The sequence below is a fragment of the Streptomyces sp. CA-135486 genome (assembly GCF_050936555.1).
Lineage (GTDB): Bacteria > Actinomycetota > Actinomycetes > Streptomycetales > Streptomycetaceae > Streptomyces.
The window spans coordinates 1101189-1119359 of record NZ_JBNJMM010000002.1 but is presented as its reverse complement, the minus strand read 5'-3'; the positions used below and the strand labels follow the sequence as shown (position 1 = coordinate 1119359).

General features: G+C 70.7%; 18 protein-coding genes. 8 read left to right on the top strand and 10 right to left on the bottom strand.

What is annotated here, in order from left to right; translation table 11 throughout:
- Positions 1-21: 21 nt before the first annotated feature.
- On the bottom strand, positions 22-1287 hold the full coding sequence (locus tag ACQEVG_RS24425; protein WP_432987429.1) for a L,D-transpeptidase: 1266 nt from the start codon (positions 1285-1287) through the stop codon (positions 22-24).
- 170 nt (positions 1288-1457) lie between these two features.
- Positions 1458-1775: a hypothetical protein gene (locus tag ACQEVG_RS24420; RefSeq protein WP_432987427.1), complete on the bottom strand. Its 318-nt coding sequence runs from the start codon at positions 1773-1775 to the stop codon at positions 1458-1460.
- 108 nt (positions 1776-1883) lie between these two features.
- On the opposite strand from ACQEVG_RS24420, the gene ACQEVG_RS24415 reads away from it, so the two are divergent.
- Positions 1884-2159 (top strand): hypothetical protein, encoded by a 276-nt coding sequence (locus tag ACQEVG_RS24415; protein WP_432987425.1) that lies wholly within the window; start codon positions 1884-1886, stop codon positions 2157-2159.
- A 127-nt stretch (positions 2160-2286) separates the two neighbouring features.
- Here ACQEVG_RS24415 and hutH read toward each other — a convergent pair whose 3' ends face one another.
- The 5 genes from hutH to ACQEVG_RS24390 all read right to left on the bottom strand — a co-directional run bounded on the left by hutH (position 2287) and on the right by ACQEVG_RS24390 (position 8349).
- Positions 2287-3834 (bottom strand): histidine ammonia-lyase, encoded by a 1548-nt coding sequence (hutH, locus tag ACQEVG_RS24410; RefSeq protein ID WP_432987423.1) that lies wholly within the window; start codon positions 3832-3834, stop codon positions 2287-2289.
- An 85-nt stretch (positions 3835-3919) separates the two neighbouring features.
- Positions 3920-5125, bottom strand: a complete 1206-nt coding sequence (locus tag ACQEVG_RS24405; protein ID WP_432987421.1) for a diguanylate cyclase domain-containing protein — start codon at positions 5123-5125, stop codon at positions 3920-3922.
- A 62-nt stretch (positions 5126-5187) separates the two neighbouring features.
- The gene (locus tag ACQEVG_RS24400) at positions 5188-5982 is read right to left on the bottom strand and encodes an enoyl-CoA hydratase/isomerase family protein (protein WP_432987419.1); all 795 of its coding nucleotides are present in this window, start codon (positions 5980-5982) and stop codon (positions 5188-5190) included.
- A 97-nt stretch (positions 5983-6079) separates the two neighbouring features.
- Positions 6080-7372, bottom strand: a complete 1293-nt coding sequence (locus ACQEVG_RS24395; RefSeq protein ID WP_432987417.1) for an adenylate/guanylate cyclase domain-containing protein — start codon at positions 7370-7372, stop codon at positions 6080-6082.
- Positions 7373-7488: 116 nt separating this feature from the next.
- Positions 7489-8349 carry a biotin--[acetyl-CoA-carboxylase] ligase gene (locus ACQEVG_RS24390; protein WP_432987415.1) on the bottom strand — a complete coding sequence of 287 codons (861 nt, stop codon included), beginning with the start codon at positions 8347-8349 and terminating at the stop codon, positions 7489-7491.
- Positions 8350-8476: 127 nt separating this feature from the next.
- Here ACQEVG_RS24390 and ACQEVG_RS24385 point away from each other — a divergent pair, with 127 nt between their 5' ends.
- The 5 genes from ACQEVG_RS24385 to ACQEVG_RS24365 all read left to right on the top strand — a co-directional run bounded on the left by ACQEVG_RS24385 (position 8477) and on the right by ACQEVG_RS24365 (position 11845).
- The gene (locus ACQEVG_RS24385) at positions 8477-10057 is read left to right on the top strand and encodes an acyl-CoA carboxylase subunit beta (protein WP_432987413.1); all 1581 of its coding nucleotides are present in this window, start codon (positions 8477-8479) and stop codon (positions 10055-10057) included.
- Positions 10058-10089: 32 nt separating this feature from the next.
- Entirely contained in the window at positions 10090-10299 is a 210-nt protein-coding gene (locus tag ACQEVG_RS24380; protein ID WP_432992862.1) for an acyl-CoA carboxylase epsilon subunit, read from the top strand.
- A 199-nt stretch (positions 10300-10498) separates the two neighbouring features.
- Positions 10499-10627 carry a morphogenic membrane protein MmpB gene (gene mmpB, locus ACQEVG_RS24375; protein ID WP_432987410.1) on the top strand — a complete coding sequence of 43 codons (129 nt, stop codon included), beginning with the start codon at positions 10499-10501 and terminating at the stop codon, positions 10625-10627.
- Positions 10628-10647: 20 nt separating this feature from the next.
- Positions 10648-11259 carry a Maf family protein gene (locus ACQEVG_RS24370; RefSeq protein WP_432987408.1) on the top strand — a complete coding sequence of 204 codons (612 nt, stop codon included), beginning with the start codon at positions 10648-10650 and terminating at the stop codon, positions 11257-11259.
- Positions 11260-11332: 73 nt separating this feature from the next.
- Positions 11333-11845, top strand: coding sequence for a hypothetical protein (locus ACQEVG_RS24365; RefSeq protein ID WP_432987406.1), 513 nt, complete (start codon positions 11333-11335; stop codon positions 11843-11845).
- A 51-nt stretch (positions 11846-11896) separates the two neighbouring features.
- Here the strand turns inward: ACQEVG_RS24365 and ACQEVG_RS24360 are convergent, their stop codons facing one another.
- Positions 11897-12358, bottom strand: a complete 462-nt coding sequence (locus ACQEVG_RS24360; RefSeq protein WP_432987404.1) for a hypothetical protein — start codon at positions 12356-12358, stop codon at positions 11897-11899.
- A 356-nt stretch (positions 12359-12714) separates the two neighbouring features.
- Here ACQEVG_RS24360 and ACQEVG_RS24355 point away from each other — a divergent pair, with 356 nt between their 5' ends.
- Positions 12715-14469, top strand: coding sequence for an acetyl/propionyl/methylcrotonyl-CoA carboxylase subunit alpha (locus tag ACQEVG_RS24355; protein WP_432987402.1), 1755 nt, complete (start codon positions 12715-12717; stop codon positions 14467-14469).
- A 115-nt stretch (positions 14470-14584) separates the two neighbouring features.
- Here ACQEVG_RS24355 and ACQEVG_RS24350 read toward each other — a convergent pair whose 3' ends face one another.
- Positions 14585-16084 carry an MFS transporter gene (locus tag ACQEVG_RS24350; RefSeq protein ID WP_432987400.1) on the bottom strand — a complete coding sequence of 500 codons (1500 nt, stop codon included), beginning with the start codon at positions 16082-16084 and terminating at the stop codon, positions 14585-14587.
- A gap of 130 nt (positions 16085-16214) precedes the next feature.
- Here ACQEVG_RS24350 and ACQEVG_RS24345 point away from each other — a divergent pair, with 130 nt between their 5' ends.
- Entirely contained in the window at positions 16215-16838 is a 624-nt protein-coding gene (locus tag ACQEVG_RS24345) for a TetR/AcrR family transcriptional regulator (RefSeq protein ID WP_432992859.1), read from the top strand.
- 290 nt (positions 16839-17128) lie between these two features.
- Here ACQEVG_RS24345 and ACQEVG_RS24340 read toward each other — a convergent pair whose 3' ends face one another.
- Positions 17129-18094, bottom strand: a complete 966-nt coding sequence (locus ACQEVG_RS24340; protein ID WP_432987398.1) for a DeoR/GlpR family DNA-binding transcription regulator — start codon at positions 18092-18094, stop codon at positions 17129-17131.
- Between the last annotated feature and the right edge of the window lie 77 nt (positions 18095-18171).

Genomic DNA, 18171 nt, shown 5'->3' with positions numbered 1-18171 from the left:
CCCTCCTGCGTACTACGTCGCTCAGGCCGCGGAGCCGGCCTTCCACGCGCTCCAGTTCAGGTTCCAGCCGTTCAGACCGTTGTCGGGCTGGACGGTCCTGTCCTGGGAGTTCTTCACGATGACGACATCACCGACCATCGAGTTGTCGAACAGCCAGGCGGCGGGCTGGTTCGGGTCGCCCGCGCCCTTCACGTCGTTCAGGCCGACGCAGCCGTGGCTGGTGTTGGCGCTGCCGAAGATCGAGTCGGCGCCCCAGTAGTTGCCGTGGATGAACGTGCCCGACGTGGACAGCCGCATCGCGTGCGGGACGTCCTTGATGTCGTACTCGCCCTTGCCGTCCTTCTTCTTGAAGCCGACCGTCGAGCCGTCCATCCGGGTCTCCTTGAACTTCTCGGAGATGACCATCTGGCCGTTGTACGTCGGGTTGTCCGGACCACCGGCCGAGATCGGGATGGTCTTGATCGTCTTGCCGTCCTGGGTGACCGTCATCGTCTTGGCCGACGCGTCGACGGTCGAGACCTGGTTACGCCCGATCTTGAAGGTGACCGTCTTCTGCTGGACACCGAAGACACCGTTCGCGCCCTCGACCCCGTCGAGCTGCAGCTTGAGGGTGACGGTCGAGCCCTCCTGCCAGTACTGCTCGGGGCGGAAGTCCAGGCGCTGCCCGTTGAACCAGTGGCCGACGACCTCCTGGCCGCTGCTCGACGTCACGGTGATCCCGGACTGGACGGCCTTCTTGTTGGCGATCACCTTGTTGAAGTTGATCGACACCGGCATGCCGACGCCAACGGTGGATCCGTCCTCCGGCGTGAAGTTGCCGATGAAGCTGTTGGCGGGCGAGACCGTGGTGAAGGAGGAGTTCTCGTGGGCCTCCCGGCCCTCGGAGTCCTTCGCCGTGGCGGAGATCTTGTACGTGGTGGAGCGGTCCAGCTGCTCGTCCGGCTGCCAGCTCTTGCTGTCGGCGGCCAGCGTGCCCTTGACGCTCACGCCGGCGGCGGTGGTCATGGTCACCTGAGTGAGCGTGCCGTCGCTGACGGTGACCTTGGTGCCGTTGTTGATGCTCGCGTTGGTGGCGCCGTTCTTCGGCGCGATGGATATTCGGGCCTCCGAGGCGTCCTTCGCAGCTGCCTCGTCGACCTGGGCCTGCGACTTCTTCGAGCCGTCAGCGCTGCCGTCCTTGTCCCCGCCGCCGCTGCAGGCCGATATCACCAGCACGCCGCCGAGCACCGCGGACGCGGCCATCAGGCCCCTGCGCCGCTTGCTGTCCGTCATCACACGCTTCTCCATCGTCGCCGATTTCCCTGACCGCTCCTTGGACAAACACCCATTTCGGGCTGTCCGGTTCCACATCTCCGTTCGATGTGGGCAACACCACTCATCGACATTCACCGACGCAGCTGTGGCCCCACCGGTTGCAGCGCGCCTCGAACACGCCGCGCATGTGGACGGGCTCCGGTTCAGACTCCATCTTCCTCATCGAGGTCCCAGTCCTCCGCATCGGGGTCGTACTCGATCTGCTCGCTGCTCCACGAGGCCTGCGCGAGATCCACCCCCGGCACCTCGCTGACCATGTCGAAGGGGTCGACGAGATACGCGATCGCCTCGGCAGCGTCCTCACGGACCGCCGACTTGGCGTGTGCCCGCTCCTCGTCCGGCATGAACTCGTCGGATGCGATGCGTTCGAGCGCGGCGCCGGTCAATGCGTCGGGGTCCTCCACCTCCAGTACCAAATCCACTCGCAACCGTACATACCGTGATGTCTCAGAAGTGGTCATACGAGGGAGGGTAGAGCTCTGCATCCCGTGGCTTTCCCACGACCCGCTGCGTTCACTAGCATCAGCGCACCCGGCCAATTCGAGGATGCCTCAAGGGGGATCGAGTCCGTGTCCGTCGCACGTCGACCGCTTCTTACCGCCACTGCCGCAGGGACTGTGCTGTGTGCGCTGTGGTTCGTACCCTCGGCGAACGCCACGGCCGAGCGGGAAGCGGTGCAGAGACAGCGGGTCGGGGCGAGTACGCCGGCGGAGGAGCTGGCACTGGCCGACACGGGCACGTTCGACACCACGCCGTATCTGATCGGCGGGATGACCTTTCTGGGCATAGGCGTGGGGTTTGTGACGTACTCGGTCCGCCGCCGCGACGGGGCCGCGCTGTTCTGACCGGGGCCGCACGGTCTGGAGCTCCGCCCAGACCCCGGATTTTCGGGAGCTCCGCCCCGAGACCCCCGCTCGGACACTCCCGAAGGGCGTCCCGGAGGTCCACGGGGCGAAGCCCCGGTCACGCGGGTCAGGCCAGCGGGCCCGTCACCGGCTCCACCGCTGCGATCAGCTTGCCGTCCCGTACGAACGCATCCGCCGCCTCCAGGTCCGGGGCGAGGAAACGGTCCGGGCCCGGGCCCTCGACGCCCGCCGCGCGCAGGGCCGCGATGGCGGCCTGTGAGGCGGGCGCGGGAGTCAGATGGCGGCGCAGCTCGATGGCACGGGTCGCCGCGTAGAGCTCCACGGCCAGGATCCGGTTCAGATTGCCGACGGCGGTACGCAGCTTGCGCGCGGCCGACCAGCCCATCGAGACGTGGTCCTCCTGCATCGCCGACGACGGGATCGAGTCGGCGGAGGCGGGCACGGCGAGCCGCTTCATCTCGCTGACCAGCGCGGCCTGGGTGTACTGGGCGATCATCAGGCCCGAGTCCACGCCGGCGTCGTCGGCGAGGAACGGCGGCAGGCCGTGCGAGCGGTTCTTGTCGAGCAGCCGGTCCGTACGGCGCTCGGCGATGGAGCCGAGGTCCGCGGCGGCGATGGCCAGGAAGTCCAGGACATACGCCACGGGCGCGCCGTGGAAGTTGCCGTTGGACTCCACCCTGCCGTCGTGCAGCACGACCGGGTTGTCGACGGCCGAGGCGAGCTCGCGGCCGGCGACCAGACTGGCGTGGGCGAGGGTGTCCCGCCCGGCGCCCGCGACCTGCGGGGCGCAGCGCACGGAGTACGCGTCCTGGACACGGGGGGCCTCTTCCTCCTGGAAGTGGCCGACGAGGCCGGAGCCCTTGAGGACGGCGCTCATGTTCGCCGCGGCGACGCCCTGGCCCGGGTGCGGGCGGATGGCGTGCAGCTCGGGGGCGAGCACCTTGTCGGTGCCGAGCAGCGCCTCCAGGGAGAGGGCCGCGGTGATGTCGGCGGTGGTGTAGAGGCGCTGGAGGTCGGCGAGGGCCATGACCAGCATGCCGAGCATGCCGTCGGTGCCGTTGAGGAGGGCGAGGCCCTCCTTCTCGCGGAGCTCGACGGGTGCGATGCCGTGCTCGGCGAGCAGCTCGCCGGCGGGCTTCACGACGCCGTCGGGGCCCTCGGCGTCGCCCTCACCCATGAGGGCGAGCGCGCAGTGGGAGAGCGGCGCGAGGTCGCCGGAGCAGCCGAGGGAGCCGTACTCGTGGACGACGGGCGTGATGCCGGCGTTCAGTACGTCCGCCATGGTCTGGGCGACCTCGGGGCGTACGCCGGTGTGGCCGGAGGCCACGGTCTTCAGGCGCAGGAACATCAGCGCGCGGACGACCTCGCGCTCGACGCGCGGGCCCATGCCGGCGGCGTGCGAGCGGACGATGTTGCGCTGCAGCTGGGCGCGGAGCTCGGTGCTGATGTGCCGGCTGGCGAGTGCGCCGAATCCGGTGGAGACCCCGTACACGGGCTCGGGCCTGGCGGCCAGCGCGTCCACGATCCCGCGGGCCGCGGCGAGGGCGGTGACGGCCTCGGCGGAGAGCTCGATGCGGGCGCCTTCGCGGGCCACGGCGATGACGTCTTCGGCAGTGGTACCGGACGTCCCCACCACGACAGTGTGCATATCCATATTCAGCAGCGTACGGACTGAATCGCTACCTGTCACTAGTGGCGGCCGGGTTGGCCCCTTACGCACTCACGGCTCCGCCCCCGCCTCAGGGCTCGCTCCAGGGCTCCTGGGCCTCGTGCGGATCCTCGGGCCGTGCGGCGCGGAAGCTGCGGCGCTCGTGCGGCGGGCGGGGCGGGGCGTCGGCGAGTCGCAGCACCGTGCCGTCGCGGCCCGCGACCACGGGCTTCGGCGAGCGAGCCGCCTTCGCCCGGTACTGGGCCGCGTCCGCGAGCCGGAACAGCCGACGGGACGAGCGGACCTCCCCGATCGGGTCGCCGGTGGACGCGACGCCGCACGCCACGCCCTCACCCAGCTCCAACTCATTCGCGCGGACGCAGAGTTCGTCCGCGACACGGACCACCTCGTCCGCGGGGGGACCGACCATGACGAGGCAGAACTCGTCGCCGCCGAGGCGGGCCGCGAGCGTGCCGGGCAGCATGGCGCCGCAGAGCGAGAGGACCGAGCCGAAGCGTTCGAGCAGCCGGTCGCCGACGGCGTGGCCGTGGGTGTCGTTGACCTGCTTGAGGCCGTTGATGTCGCAGACCACCAGGCTGACGACCGAGCCGTCCGCGCGGTGACGCTCCAGGGCCTCGTCGAGCCTTATGTCGACGGCGCGGCGGTTGGCGAGGCCGGTGAGCGGATCCGTGAAGGCGAGCCTGCGGACCTCTTCGAGTCGTTCGGTCTGGGCGATCCCGGCGGCCACGACGGAGGCGAGGACGGTCGCGAAGTCCGCGTCGTCCCGGTCGAACACGGTGGCGCCGGGCGGTCTGGCGACATACAGCTCGCCCCAGGCACGGCCGTGCAGCACGATCGGCGCGACGACGCAGCAGCCGCGGTGGCGGCGGCGCAGGGCCGCGACCCTCCCCCACAGCACTTCGCGCGCGGGAGGCGGCTCGTGATGGTGCGGGCCGTGCCTGTCGGAGACCGGGCCGTCGGCGGTCTCGACCCAGGCGTCCGGTTCGCCGCCGCCGGCCCACTGCTCGTGCAGAAACTCGGCGATCTCCGGGAAACGGTTGACGGGGTAGGTCTCCGACTCGGGGAACTCCTCCTCGCCGGGGGCCCGTTCACCGGCGTTGACGAGCACCTTGAGGCGGCCGAGCTCGCGCTCCCACACCGAGAGCGCGGCGAAGGACCCGGCGAGCGCGTCGCAGGCGCCGAGCGCCGCCGCCCGCCAGAACTCGCGCGGGGTGTGCGCGGCAGCCATTGCCTGCGCCAGCGCCACTACGGCCCGCAACCGCCGATCCTCAGCCATCACCCCAGCTTAGGGAGGTTTGCCCGAATTTGATCAGTTGTACTGGCCCGGCTTCTGCGGGGTCACTCACCGGGCCACTGCGGCTTCCGCTTCTCGTTGAAGGCGGCGACGCCCTCGGCCCGGTCCCCGGAGAAGGCGACCGAGCGCCAGGCGGCGTCCTCGACCTCGAGGCCGGCCCGCAGATCGAGGCCGTGCCCGAGCCGCAGCGCGCGCTTGGCCGCGCGCAGGCCGACGGGGGAGTTCGCGGCGATACGGGCGGCGAGGGCGAGCGCGTCGGTCCTGGCGTCGTCGGCCAACTGGTCGACGAGCCCCAACTCCCGGGCCTCGGCCGCCTCGACGCGCCGCGCGGTGAAGACGAGCTCGGCGGCGCGGGCGGCCCCGACCCGGCGCGGCAGCAGCTGCGTGCCCCCACCGCCGGGGATGACGCCGACGGACACCTCGGGCAGCCCCACCACGGCGGTCTCGTCGGCGACGATGAGATCGCAGGCGAGGGCCAGCTCGAACCCGCCGCCGAGCGCGAACCCGTGCACGGCGGCGACGGTCGGCATGGGCAGCTCGAGTACCCCGATGTAGGCGGCCCGCGCGGTGGGCCGCTGCCGCACCAAGTCGGCGTCGGAGAAGGAGTTCCGCTCCTTCAGATCGGCGCCGACGCAGAAGGCGCGCTCGTGGCTGGAGGTGAGCACGGTGACGCGTACGTCCCGGTCCGCACCGAGCGCGGCACAGGCGGCGCCGAGGGAGCGGGCCATCTCGGTCGAGACGGCGTTCATGGCCTCGGGCCGATCGAGGACGAGCTCGGCGACGTACTCATGGCGGCGTACGACGACGAATTCACCGAACCGCTGCTCGGACTCGGACATGACGGCACCCTCCCGGTTAACGACGGTTCACCGGATCATAGGCGGGGGCGCGCCCGGGGGTCTCGCCCACCCTTGAGGGCGGGGCCCGGCCTCAGGGTCAGCGCCGTCGGGAGAGGAGCCAGGGCTCGACCACGCCCAGGCCGCGCACCGGGCGTTGCCACATCGGCTGGAGCGCGAAGCGGTACGTGGGCGGCTCCTCGCCCTCCTTTTCCGCCTTGGCGGCCTCTTCCGCCGCCTGCGCCTCCGAGGCCGGTGCGTCTCCCGTCCGGATCAGCCCCTCCGCGAACGCGCCGTCCACCAGCACCGCGTCCTTCGGCGCTATCGACGTCAGGCGGCTCGCCAGGTTCACCGTCGTGCCGAAGACGTCGCCCATCCGTGTCGTCACCGTCCCGAAAGCGATGCCGACGCGCAGCGCCGGCATCGTCTCGTCGTTCGTCATCGTCTCTATCAGCCGCAGCGCGATCTCCGCCGCCGTACCCGCGTCGTCCGCCGCGTACAGCACCTCGTCGCCGAGGGTCTTGATCAGCCGACCGCCGTGCGCCGCCACCAGGTCCGCCGACGTGGTCTCGAACGCCTCGACCAGCTCGCCCAGTTCCTCCTCCTCCAGCCGGCGGGTCAGCCGGGTGAAGCCCACCAGGTCAGCGAAGCCGACCGCGAGCCGGCGGTCGACCATCTCCTCGTCGTCCGCGGCCTGGACCACCCGCCCGGTGGCCGCCGCGAGCTGACGCCGCCAGACGTAGACCAGGAACTCCTCCAGCTCCGGCAGGAGCAGTTCCACCAGGGGGTACGTGACTTCCGTACGCGTCATCCCGGGCTCGGGCGGCTCGGTCAGGCCCTCCAGGAAGGAGTCGATCTGCCATTCCGCGAGCCGGGCGGTCGTCTGGCCGGTCGAGCGGGCGACCTGGACGGCCATCGGCTCGCTCAGCAGGCCCGCCTCGACGAGACCGGCCAGTCGCCGCAGCGCCAGCACGTCCGCCTCGGTGAGCGCCTTCGCCTGGCCGATGTCCGCGAATCCCATGGCCCGCCAGAAACGGGAGGCGAGCTCCATCGAGACCCCGGCCGTCCGCGCGGCCTGAAACGGCGTATAGCGCCGGTCCGCGCCGAGGATCAGCTGCTCGAGCCGGATCGCGAGCGGATCGTCGGTCGGCTCCGCGGTGTGGTCGACCTCGTGGTGCGGCGGATGGACGGCCGACGACGCGCCCCCCGACGAACCACCGGACCCCGAGTCACCCGACGCACCGCCCGACCCCGAGGCACCCGACCCCGTGGCCCCAGCGGCCTCCGACGAACCGGACGCCGCCCCGGACGACCCGGACGCGTCCGACCCACCCGAAGAGGAGTCCGACGGCGGCTCCGCGCCCGCGCCGGAGGTGGTGTCGTCGACGGTCACCAGCCGCCTCCTGCCCGTTCCCTGCGCATGCCCTGCCGATCTGTCGCTCGATCGCCTCAACGATACGGCAGGTGTGCCCTAGCTCACGTCCCGGTCGCCCACCCGGTTCACGGGGTTCAGCCGGCCGGCCGCAGGTGCACGATGTCGCCCGCGCTGATCGCCTGTCGCCCGCCGCCCTCCGTGCTCAGCACCAGACGCCCGTCGCCGTCGATCGCCACCGCCTCGCCGATCACCGAGCGCTCACCGGGCAGCTCGGCCCGTACCGGCCGGCCCAGCGTCGCGCAGCCCGCCGCGTACGCCTCCTGCACCCCCGAGAGCCCCGGGTCGCCGCCCGCCTCGCGCCAGTCCCCGTACCACTGCTCCAGCGAGCGCAGTACGGCCCGCAGCAGCGGGTCGCGGTCGGTGGAGATCGCGTTCGCCAGGGCGAGCGAGCCGGCCCCCGGGACAGGGAGTTCGTCGGCACGCAGCGTGACATTGAGGCCGATGCCGACGACGACCGCATCGTCGCCCGCACGCTCGGCGAGGATCCCGCCGGTCTTGCGTTCCTCGCCGTTCACCTTTACCAGCAGGTCATTAGGCCATTTGAGGGACATGTCGACACCCGCGGCCCGCGCCAGACCGGTCGCGCAGGCCACTCCGGCGAGCAGCGGCAGCCAGCCCCAGCGCTCCGTCGGGACGTTCTTGCCCGGCCGCAGCAGTACGGACAGGAACAGCCCCGAGCGCGCGGGCGACGTCCAGCTGCGGTCCAGCCGCCCCCGTCCCGCGGTCTGCTCCTCGGCGACCAGCACCGCCCCCTCGCCCTCCAGGGACGCGGCTCGGGCCGCCAGGTCGGAGTTGGTGGAGCCGGTCGAGGGCACGATGTCGAGTGAGGTCCACAGTCCACCGGGCTGCAGCAGGGCGTGGCGCAGCGCGGACTCGTTCAGTGGCGGCCGTTCCAGGTCGTTCCAACGGCTCGCGGGCGCATTCTCAGGCGTCATGCAAGCCAGGTTAGGTGTGGCCAACGCCGCACTGCCGAGCGCCATGCACGCCGATACGCTACGTGTCAGTAGCCATTCGGTTGACGTTGACCAGGACAGGTTGACCAGGACAGGGAGCCGCATCCCGATGTCGGAGTCCGAGATTGACATCCACACCACCGCGGGCAAGCTCGCGGACCTGCAGCGCCGCATCGACGAAGCGACGCATGCCGGATCCGCGCGCGCGGTGGAGAAGCAGCACGCGAAGGGCAAACTGACCGCCCGGGAGCGGGTCGAGTTGCTGCTGGACGAGGGTTCGTTCGTCGAACTCGACGAATTCGCCAGGCACCGGTCCACGAATTTCGGTCTTGAGCAGACCCGCCCCTACGGCGACGGCGTGGTCACCGGCTACGGCACGGTCGACGGCCGCCCGGTCGCCGTCTTCTCGCAGGACTTCACGGTCTTCGGCGGCGCGCTCGGCGAGGTCTACGGCCAGAAGATCGTCAAGGTCATGGACTTCGCCCTGAAGACGGGCTGCCCGATGATCGGCATCAACGACTCCGGCGGCGCCCGTATCCAGGAGGGCGTCATGGCCCTCGGCCTGTACGGCGAGATCTTCCGCCGCAACACCCACGCCTCCGGAGTGATCCCGCAGATCTCCCTGATCGTGGGCCCCTGCGCGGGCGGCGCGGTCTACTCCCCCGCGATCACCGACTTCACGGTGATGGTCGACCAGACCTCCCACATGTTCATCACGGGTCCGGACGTCATCAAGACGGTGACCGGCGAGGACGTCGGCTTCGAGGAACTCGGCGGAGCCCGTACGCACAACACCACCTCGGGCGTCGCGCACCACATGGCGGGCGACGAGAAGGACGCCATCGACTACATCAAGTCGCTGCTGTCGTACCTGCCGTCGAACAACCTCTCCGAGGCGCCGGCCTTCCCCGAGGAGGCCGATCTGGCGACGACCGACGAGGACCTGGAGCTCGACACCCTCATCCCGGACTCCGCGAACCAGCCGTACGACATCCACACGGTCCTCGAGCATGTGCTGGACGACGGCGAGTTCCTGGAGACCCAGTCGATGTTCGCGCCGAACATCGTCACCGGCTTCGGGCGGGTGGAGGGCCACCCCGTCGGCATCGTCGCCAACCAGCCGATGCAGTTCGCGGGCTGTCTCGACATCAACGCCAGCGAGAAGGCCGCGCGCTTCGTCCGCACCTGCGACGCCTTCAATGTCCCCGTGTTGACCTTCGTCGACGTGCCCGGCTTCCTGCCCGGCGTCGACCAGGAGTACGGCGGCATCATCCGCCGCGGCGCAAAGCTGATCTACGCCTACGCCGAGGCCACGGTCCCGCTGATCACGGTGATCACTCGGAAGGCCTTCGGCGGCGCGTACGACGTCATGGGCTCCAAGCACCTGGGCGCGGACCTGAACCTCGCCTGGCCGACCGCGCAGATCGCGGTGATGGGGGCGCAGGGCGCGGTGAACATCCTGCACCGCCGCACCATCGCGGCCGCGGAGAACGTCGAGACGACGCGCGCGGAGCTGATCCAGGACTACGAGGACACGCTCCTCAACCCGTACATCGCGGCCGAGCGCGGCTACGTCGACTCGGTGATCATGCCGTCGGACACGCGGGCGCACATCGTGAGAGGTCTGCGCCAGCTGCGTACGAAGCGGGAAAGCCTGCCGCCGAAGAAGCACGGCAACATCCCCCTCTAGGACGCCAAGAGACTTCAGGAAGGGACTTGACGATGATCAGGGTCGTACGAGGGAACCCGACGCCGGAGGAGCTTGCCGCCGCACTGGCGGTGGTCCGGGCGCGCGCCGCGGCGTCGGCCTCCACGACGGAGGGGTCAGCACCGCCGCCGCCCGAGGGCTGGTCGGACCCGGCGCGCATCGCGAGGACCCGCAGGCCACTGCTGGGTCCGCGGGCGTGGGCGCGCAGCTACTGGCCGGTGTAGCCCGACGCCTGGGGCTCCGCCCCGGACCCTCCCCCTACGTCCTGCGGGAGTAGGGGGACCCCAGCGCCTGCTTCGATTTCCCGACGGTCGGCCTGAATCCTCAGGCCGACCGGCGCACATGAATTTGGCCCGCCGGCACCCCCACGGTTGAGTACCCGTACTCAGGCGCTCGCCGGGCCACCGGCCGCAGGATCGAAAGATGCTGTGGTCCGACCCGGAGAACGAGCCCCCCGAGGAACTGCGTGATGCGCAAGCGATGATGCGCCGCGTGGGCCTCGTGCTGGCGCTTGCGATGGTGCTCGCGATGTTCGTGGTCGGCCTCCACTGATCGCCACCTACGATGGCCCTATGACCGATCAGCGTCGCCGCCTCGTCCTCGCCTCCGCCTCCCCCGCCCGCCTCAATCTGCTGCGGCAGGCCGGACTCGCCCCCGAAGTGATCGTCAGCGGCGTCGACGAGGACGCCGTCACCGCGCCCACCCCGGCCGAGCTGGCGCTGGCACTCGCGGAGGCCAAGGCGTCCGTCGTGGCCGCCCGGGCCGATGTGATCAGGAGCCGGGCGCTCGTCATCGGCTGCGACTCCGTACTCGACCTGGACGGCCGAGCGTTCGGCAAGCCGGCCGACGAGGAGGAGGCCATCGCACGCTGGAAGTCGATGCGCGGCCGCGCGGGCACTCTGCAGACGGGGCACTGCGTCTACGACACCGCCACCGGCCACTACGCCTCGGCGACCGCTTCCACCGTCGTGCGCTTCGGCCACCCGTCCGACGCCGAGATCGCCAGCTACGTCGCGAGCGGCGAACCGCTGCACGTGGCGGGCGCGTTCACCCTGGACGGCCGCTCGGCACCCTTCATCGAAGGAATCGACGGCGACCACGGCAACGTCATCGGCCTCTCACTGCCGATGCTGCGCAAGCTGCTGGCCGAGCTGGGTCACTCGATCACCGATCTGTGGACCTGAGATCAGTAACTGACCTCCGCAGCTGCCCGGTTGTCCGCCCCTCGCGCCTCTCCAGCAGTGCAGGATGAGTCGCATGCGTCCGACCTCCACGAGTACTGAAACGGTCCGGCTGGCAACGGACACCGGCCAGAACGGCATGGCGGCCCTGGGGATCATCGTCCTCGGGCTGCTCGTCCTGATCACGCTCTGCGCGTATCTGTTCCCGACGTTCGCCGCCCGTCGCGGCTTTGCCGCCCCGACGCTCCCGGGGACGCTGCGGGACCTGGCGGTGGTGTGCGTGACGCTCGCGCTGGCGCTCTACGTGTACGGGCTCCTGTGCTACATCCGGCTGGAGAACGAGTCCTCCACGTGCGCAACCGAGCGGTACGGAAACTCCTCCGGGAACGCCGGCGCGAACCTGGAGCGGATGCAGGACAGTCTTTTCCCGGTCGGCTCGACCTGTCGCTGGTCCGACGGGTACACCCACGACTTCGTGCCCGCGTTCGTGAATCCGGCGATCACTGTGCTGCTGTTCCTCGCGGTGATCGCGGCGGGGGTCGCCCTCGGGCACGCGGGGGCTGCGCGGGACTTGGCCCGGCGGAGTTGATGCCTACTGGGCCGTCAGGTGGCGGTTCGCCGTTGCCCACCCGGCTCGGCCTCAGGCCGGCGCAGCACCATTCGTGGGCGCCGCGCCGTCCGTAGCCGCCGGGGCGTCCTCCACCGTCGGCCCCTGCCTGCCGTACGCCACCAGCGTCAGCACGATCAGGCCCAGCACCACCATCATGAACGCGAAGGCGTCCCAGCCGACCAGGCCCACCGTCAGTGCGCCCAGCACCCCGTGGGTGATGGCGCAGCTGATCAGCAGGATCCGCGCGACGCGGCCCGGGGCCCGGTCGCGCAGACCGGCCAGCAGGGCCACCACGCCGCACGCCGCGAGGTAGAGCCCGAACACGCCGCCCATCACCCAGGTCCCCGTGACCATCGCGTCCGGGTCCAGGTCGGCGAGCGACATGTCCTGCTTGTCGACGAACGTGGCGAGGATGCCGTTGATCACCACGATTCCGACGGCTTCCACCAGCAGAACAATCGCGGCCACCACGGCCACCGGCCTGCGCGCCACGGCGCCCCCAACCCTCAGTTACCGGAAGTACGTACGACATCGCGAACGCTACTAACGGGTAAACGTCTGGACAAGGGGCTTGGCACGCCCGGTCTCACGGCAAAGAATCGTTGGGCCATTGGTAGGGACTCCACAAAGAAACCCATTCGGCGGCTGGTCTCTCGAACAGAGACCTGTGCCACACCGCAGGTCTACTGTGCGAGGGAGAAACCCGTCGTACCGTGGTGCGACAAGGGATTTCGCGACTTGCGCGAGCCTCGAATCACGCTCCGTGTGGGCAAGCTCACCAATGGGGACGGGTCGTAAGGCCGTGTCGGCAGTCCCTAAACTCAGCTTGTTTCAAGGAGGGAGCCATCGTGCGCAAGGTGCTCATCGCCAACCGTGGCGAAATCGCTGTCCGCGTTGCCCGTGCTTGCCGGGATGCCCAGATCGCGAGCGTAGCCGTCTACGCCGATCCGGACCGGGACGCTCTGCATGTCCGCGCGGCCGACGAAGCGTTCGCCCTGGGCGGTGACACCCCGGCCACCAGCTATCTGGACATGGCCAAGGTGCTCCAGGCCGCAAAGGACTCCGGCGCGGACGCCATCCATCCCGGATACGGCTTTCTCTCGGAGAACGCCGAGTTCGCCCAGGCGGTGCTGGATGCCGGACTGACCTGGATCGGCCCGCCGCCGCAGGCCATCCGTGACCTGGGTGACAAGGTCGCCGCCCGCCACATCGCCCAGCGCGCCGGCGCGCCGCTGGTGGCCGGCACTCCCGACCCGGTCTCCGGGGCGGACGAGGTCGTCGCCTTCGCCGAGGAGCACGGCCTGCCCATCGCGATCAAGGCAGCGTTCGGCGGCGGCGGCCGCGGCCTCAAGGTCGCCCGCACGCTGGAAGAAGTCCCGGAGCTGTACGACTCCGCGGTGCGCGAGGCCGTCGCCGCGTTCGGCCGCGGCGAGTGCTTCGTCGAGCGCTACCTGGACAAGCCCCGCCACGTGGAGACGCAGTGCCTGGCGGACTCCCACGGCAATGTCGTGGTCGTTTCCACGCGTGACTGCTCGCTGCAGCGCCGCCACCAGAAGCTGGTGGAGGAGGCTCCCGCCCCGTTCCTGTCCGAGGCCCAGAACGCGGAGCTGTACGCCGCCTCCAAGGCCATCCTCAAGGAGGCCGGCTACGTCGGCGCGGGCACCGTGGAGTTCCTCGTCGGTGTGGACGGCACGATCTCGTTCCTGGAGGTCAACACCCGTCTGCAGGTCGAGCACCCGGTCACCGAAGAGGTCACCGGCATCGACCTGGTGCGCGAGATGTTCCGCATCGCCGACGGTGAGGAACTGGGCTACGACGACCCCGCCGTGCGCGGCCACTCCTTCGAGTTCCGCATCAACGGCGAGGACCCCGGCCGCAACTTCCTCCCCGCGCCCGGCACCGTCACCACCTTCGCCCCGCCGTCCGGTCCGGGCGTGCGCCTGGACGCGGGTGTGGAGTCCGGCAGCGTGATCGGCCCGGCCTGGGACTCCCTGCTCGCCAAGCTGATCGTCTCCGGCGCCACCCGCCGGCAGGCGCTCCAGCGTGCCGCGCGGGCGCTGGCGGAGTTCCAGGTGGAGGGCATGGCCACCGCCATCCCCTTCCACCGCGCGGTCGTCACCGACCCCGCCTTCACCGCCGACCCGTTCACCATCCACACCCGGTGGATCGAGACCGAGTTCGTCAACGAGATCAAGCCGTTCGCCGCGCCCGCCGAGGCGGAGACGGAGGACGAGCCGGGCCGCGAGACCGTCATCGTCGAGGTCGGCGGCAAGCGCCTCGAGGTCTCCCTGCCGTCCTCGCTGGGCATGACGCTGGCCCGCACCGGCCTGGCCGCCGGCGCCAAGCCCAAGCGGCGCGCGGCGAAGAAGTCCGCGTCGGCGGCCTCCGGCGACACCCTCGCCTCCCCGATGCAGGGCACCATCGTCAAGATCGCCGTCGAGGAAGGCCAGGAGGTCAACGAGGGCGACCTCGTCGTCGTCCTCGAAGCCATGAAGATGGAACAGCCGCTGAACGCCCACCGTTCCGGCACCATCAAGGGCCTCAGCGCCGAGGTCGGCGCCTCCATCTCCTCCGGCGCGGTCATCTGCGAGATCAAGGACTGACGTCCTGCCGAGTACGAGTACGTGTGTGGGGCCTGCCCGGTACGTCAACGGGCAGGCCCCACACGTATGTTCAGGGCCGTCGGCGCGTGAGTTCAGGCCGGGGCGGCGCGTGTGCTCAGTCCCGGTCGGCCGGGTTCCGGGACAGCAGGAGCAGGGCCAGCGCGACCGTCATGAAGGCCGCGGCCGCCAGCAGCCCCGCCGAGAAGCCCTCCGCCATCGCATCCAGGCCCGAGCCGCCCGCGCCGCGCACGGCACTCCCGTACACCGTCACCAGCGCCGAGAGCCCGAGCGCGCCGCCGACCTGCTGCATGGTCTGCATCAGACCTGACGCGGCGCCCGCCTGGTCGGGGCGGATGCCGGTCAGGATGAGGACGCTCAGCGGCATGAAGACAAGTCCGACGCCGAAGCCGTTGACGGCGAGCGGGACGAAGAGCGTGGTCCAGTAGCCGCTGCTGGTGGAGAGCGTGGACTGCCACAGCACGCCCGCGACGGCGAGCGCGAGTCCTGTCCCCGCGACCTTCTTCAGGCCGTGGCGGGCGAGCAGCTTCCCGGCGAAGGTCGAGGCGACGAAAATGCCGACGGCGAGCGGCAGGAAGGCCGCTCCGGCGCGCAACGGGCTGTAGGCGCGTACGAATTGGAAGTACTGGGTGTCGAAGTAGAAGACCCCGAACATCGCGGCGGGCACCAGCAGCATCCCGGCGTACGCGATGACTCGATTGCGTACGGTGAAGAGTTCGAGCGGTACGACGGGCTGCCGTACCCGGCGCTCCACGAGCAGGAAGACGGGCAGCAGCACCACCGCGACCGCGAAGGCCCAGGTGACCTGCCCGTCGCCCCAGCCGTGGTCGGCGGCGCGAATGAAGGCGTAGACGAGGGCGGTCACGGCGGCGGTGCCGGTGAGCGCGCCGACAAGGTCGAAACGGGCGCGATGGCGCTCGGTCTCGGCGATGCCGAGCGGGACGAGCGCGGCGACGGCGAGGCCGAGGGGCACGTTGATGAACAGCGTCCAGCGCCAGGAGCCCGTTTCGGTGAGGATGCCGCCGAGGATCATGCCGATCGCGGAGCCCGCGGCGGCCATCCCGGTGAACAGGCTGAGCGCGCGGTCGCGTTCGCGCCCCTCGCCGAAGGTGGTGGCGACCAGGGCGAGGGTGGAGGGGGCGGTGAGCGCGGCGGCGGCGCCCTGTGCGGCGCGGGCGAAGAGCAGCCAGCCGGCGCTGTCGACGAGACCGCCGAGGAGGGAGGCGGCGGTGAAGGCGAGTACGCCGATGACGAGTGCGCGGCGGCGGCCGATGAGATCGCCGATCCGGCCGCCGATGAGGAGGAGTCCGCCGAAGGCGAGGGTGTAGGCATTGAGCACCCAGGACAGCCCGGCGGAGCTGAAGCCGAGTTCCTCGCCGATGTCGGGCAGGGCGATGTTCACGACGGTCGCGTCGAGCATCAGCATCATCTGGCAGGTCAGGATCAGGGTGAGCGCGAGGGCGGGCCGGTGGCGGGCGCGAGGGCGTGCGGAATTCTCGGAATTCCCGGGGTGCTCGGGGTGCTCGGGGTGCTCGGGGTGCTCGGGGTGCTCGGGGTGCTCGGGGTGCTCGGATGCGACTGCGTCGGTGGTGGGCATGACGGTGGCGCCTCCAGGGGACGACAATATGCGGAGGGTTCCTCCGATTAAGATACGGAGGGCGCCTCCGGTTTCGCCAATGGCATCCTGGACACTGGACGTCGGGGGCGGACTCAGGGAGGACGGCGCGATGGCGACGAGTACGTCGACCGGTACGGGCACGAGTACGGGTACGGGTACGGCAGCGGGCTCGGCACGGCCGATGCGAGCCGATGCGCGCCGCAACTACGAACGGCTGCTGACCGAAGCCCGGGTCGTCTTCGCCGAACACGGCACCGATGCATCGCTCGAGGAGATCGCACGCCGCTCGGGTGTGGGTATCGGCACGCTGTACCGGCACTTCCCCAACCGCCACGCGATGATGAGCGCGGTCTTCCAGGAGGCGCTGGCCTCACTGCTGCAGCGCTCCCGCGAACTGGCTTCGGCCGAGCAGCCGTGCGGTGCGCTGGTGGAGTGGCTGCGCGCGATCATCACTCATGCGGGTGAGTACCGCGGTCTGGCGCGGGCGCTCATGTCGGCTTCTCACGACGAGAGTTCGGCGCTGTCGGAGTGCAGCGTGCCGATGCGGGAGGCGGGCGAACGGCTGCTGGTGCGGGCGCAGGAGAGCGGCGCGGTGCGGGGGGATGTGTCGATCGGGGATCTGATGCAGCTGACGAACGCGATCGCGTTGGCGGCGGAGGAGGAGCCGGGGGATCCGGAGTTGGCGGACCGGTTGCTGATGCTGACGCTGCGGGGGTTGAAGGCGGCGGAGTAGGGGGCGCGGGGCCTGCCCCCGCCCCGGACCCCGGGGGGAGATACGCGGGGCTGCGCCCCCGGACCACTGGTAACGCCGGCTTGGCGGCGCACCAGGTGGGGCTGCGCCCCGAACCCGGACCAGGCACCGCCGAGTTGGCGGGCCTGGGTACACCGCGGCAGCTTCACGCCGCGCTCCGACCGCACCACGGCACCCCGCGCCGCGGGCACCGTCGAGTTGGGGGGCCTGCGGGGACCGCCCCCCGTTACGGGAAAGGGCGAGGTGGAGGAAAGACCCCCGCCCGAACGCCCTCAGCGGCGGCGGAGGTCCGCCACCCGTGCCGAGCGTTCCGGCGGCGTAGGCGTGTCCGCGAGGGCGCCCGTGGCGGTGCGCAGTTGGGGGCCCGCGCCGCCACCGCGCGTGCGGCGTTGGCCCGGGAGCGGCACATCCCGGCGAGGCCCTCGCCCCGTCGGGACGCCGTCACCGCCGCCGGCCTCGGGACCCGCAACCGCGATCTGGACCCCTTGGTCCGCCAGCGCCTGCAGCTCCGTACCGGCCCGGTCGTCATGCGTCGGCGGCTCGTCCGTGACCAGCCGCGTGATCACATCCGTCGGCACCGTCTGGAACATCGTGTCGGTGCCGAGCTTGGTGTGGTCCGCGAGGACGACGACCTCCCCCGCCGCCTGGACCAGCGCGCGGTCCACGCTCGCGGAGAGCATGTTGGACGTGGACAGACCGCGTTCGGCGGTCAGGCCACTTCCGGAGAGGAACGCGCGGGAGACCCGCAGGCCCTGCAGGGACTGCTCCGCCCCGCTGCCCACCAGCGCGTAGTTGGAGCCACGCAGCGTCCCTCCCGTCATGACGACTTCGACCCGATTCGCATGGGCCAGCGCCTGCGCCACCAGCAGGGAGTTGGTGACGACGGTCAGCCCGGGGACGCGCGCAAGCCGGCGAGCCAGCTCCTGCGTGGTCGTCCCCGCGCCGACCACGATGGCCTCGCCCTCTTCGACGAGGCCCGCGGCGAGATCGGCGATGGCCGTCTTCTCCGCGGTCGCGGACAGGGATTTCTGCGGAAAGCCGGACTCCCGCGTAAAACCGCCCGGCAGTACCGCACCGCCGTGCCGGCGGTCGAGGAGTCCTTCTGCCTCCAGTGCCCGCACGTCCCGCCGTACGGTCACTTCGGAGGTCTGGACGACGCGGGCGAGCTCACGGAGCGACACGGCCCCGTTGGCGCGCACCATTTCGAGGATCAATTGGCGACGTTCTGCAGCGAACACGAAACTGACAGTAACCTGACCGGCCGAAGGTTTCAGCACTATGCGCCGAATAACCGAAGTTGTGCACGGTGGTGGCC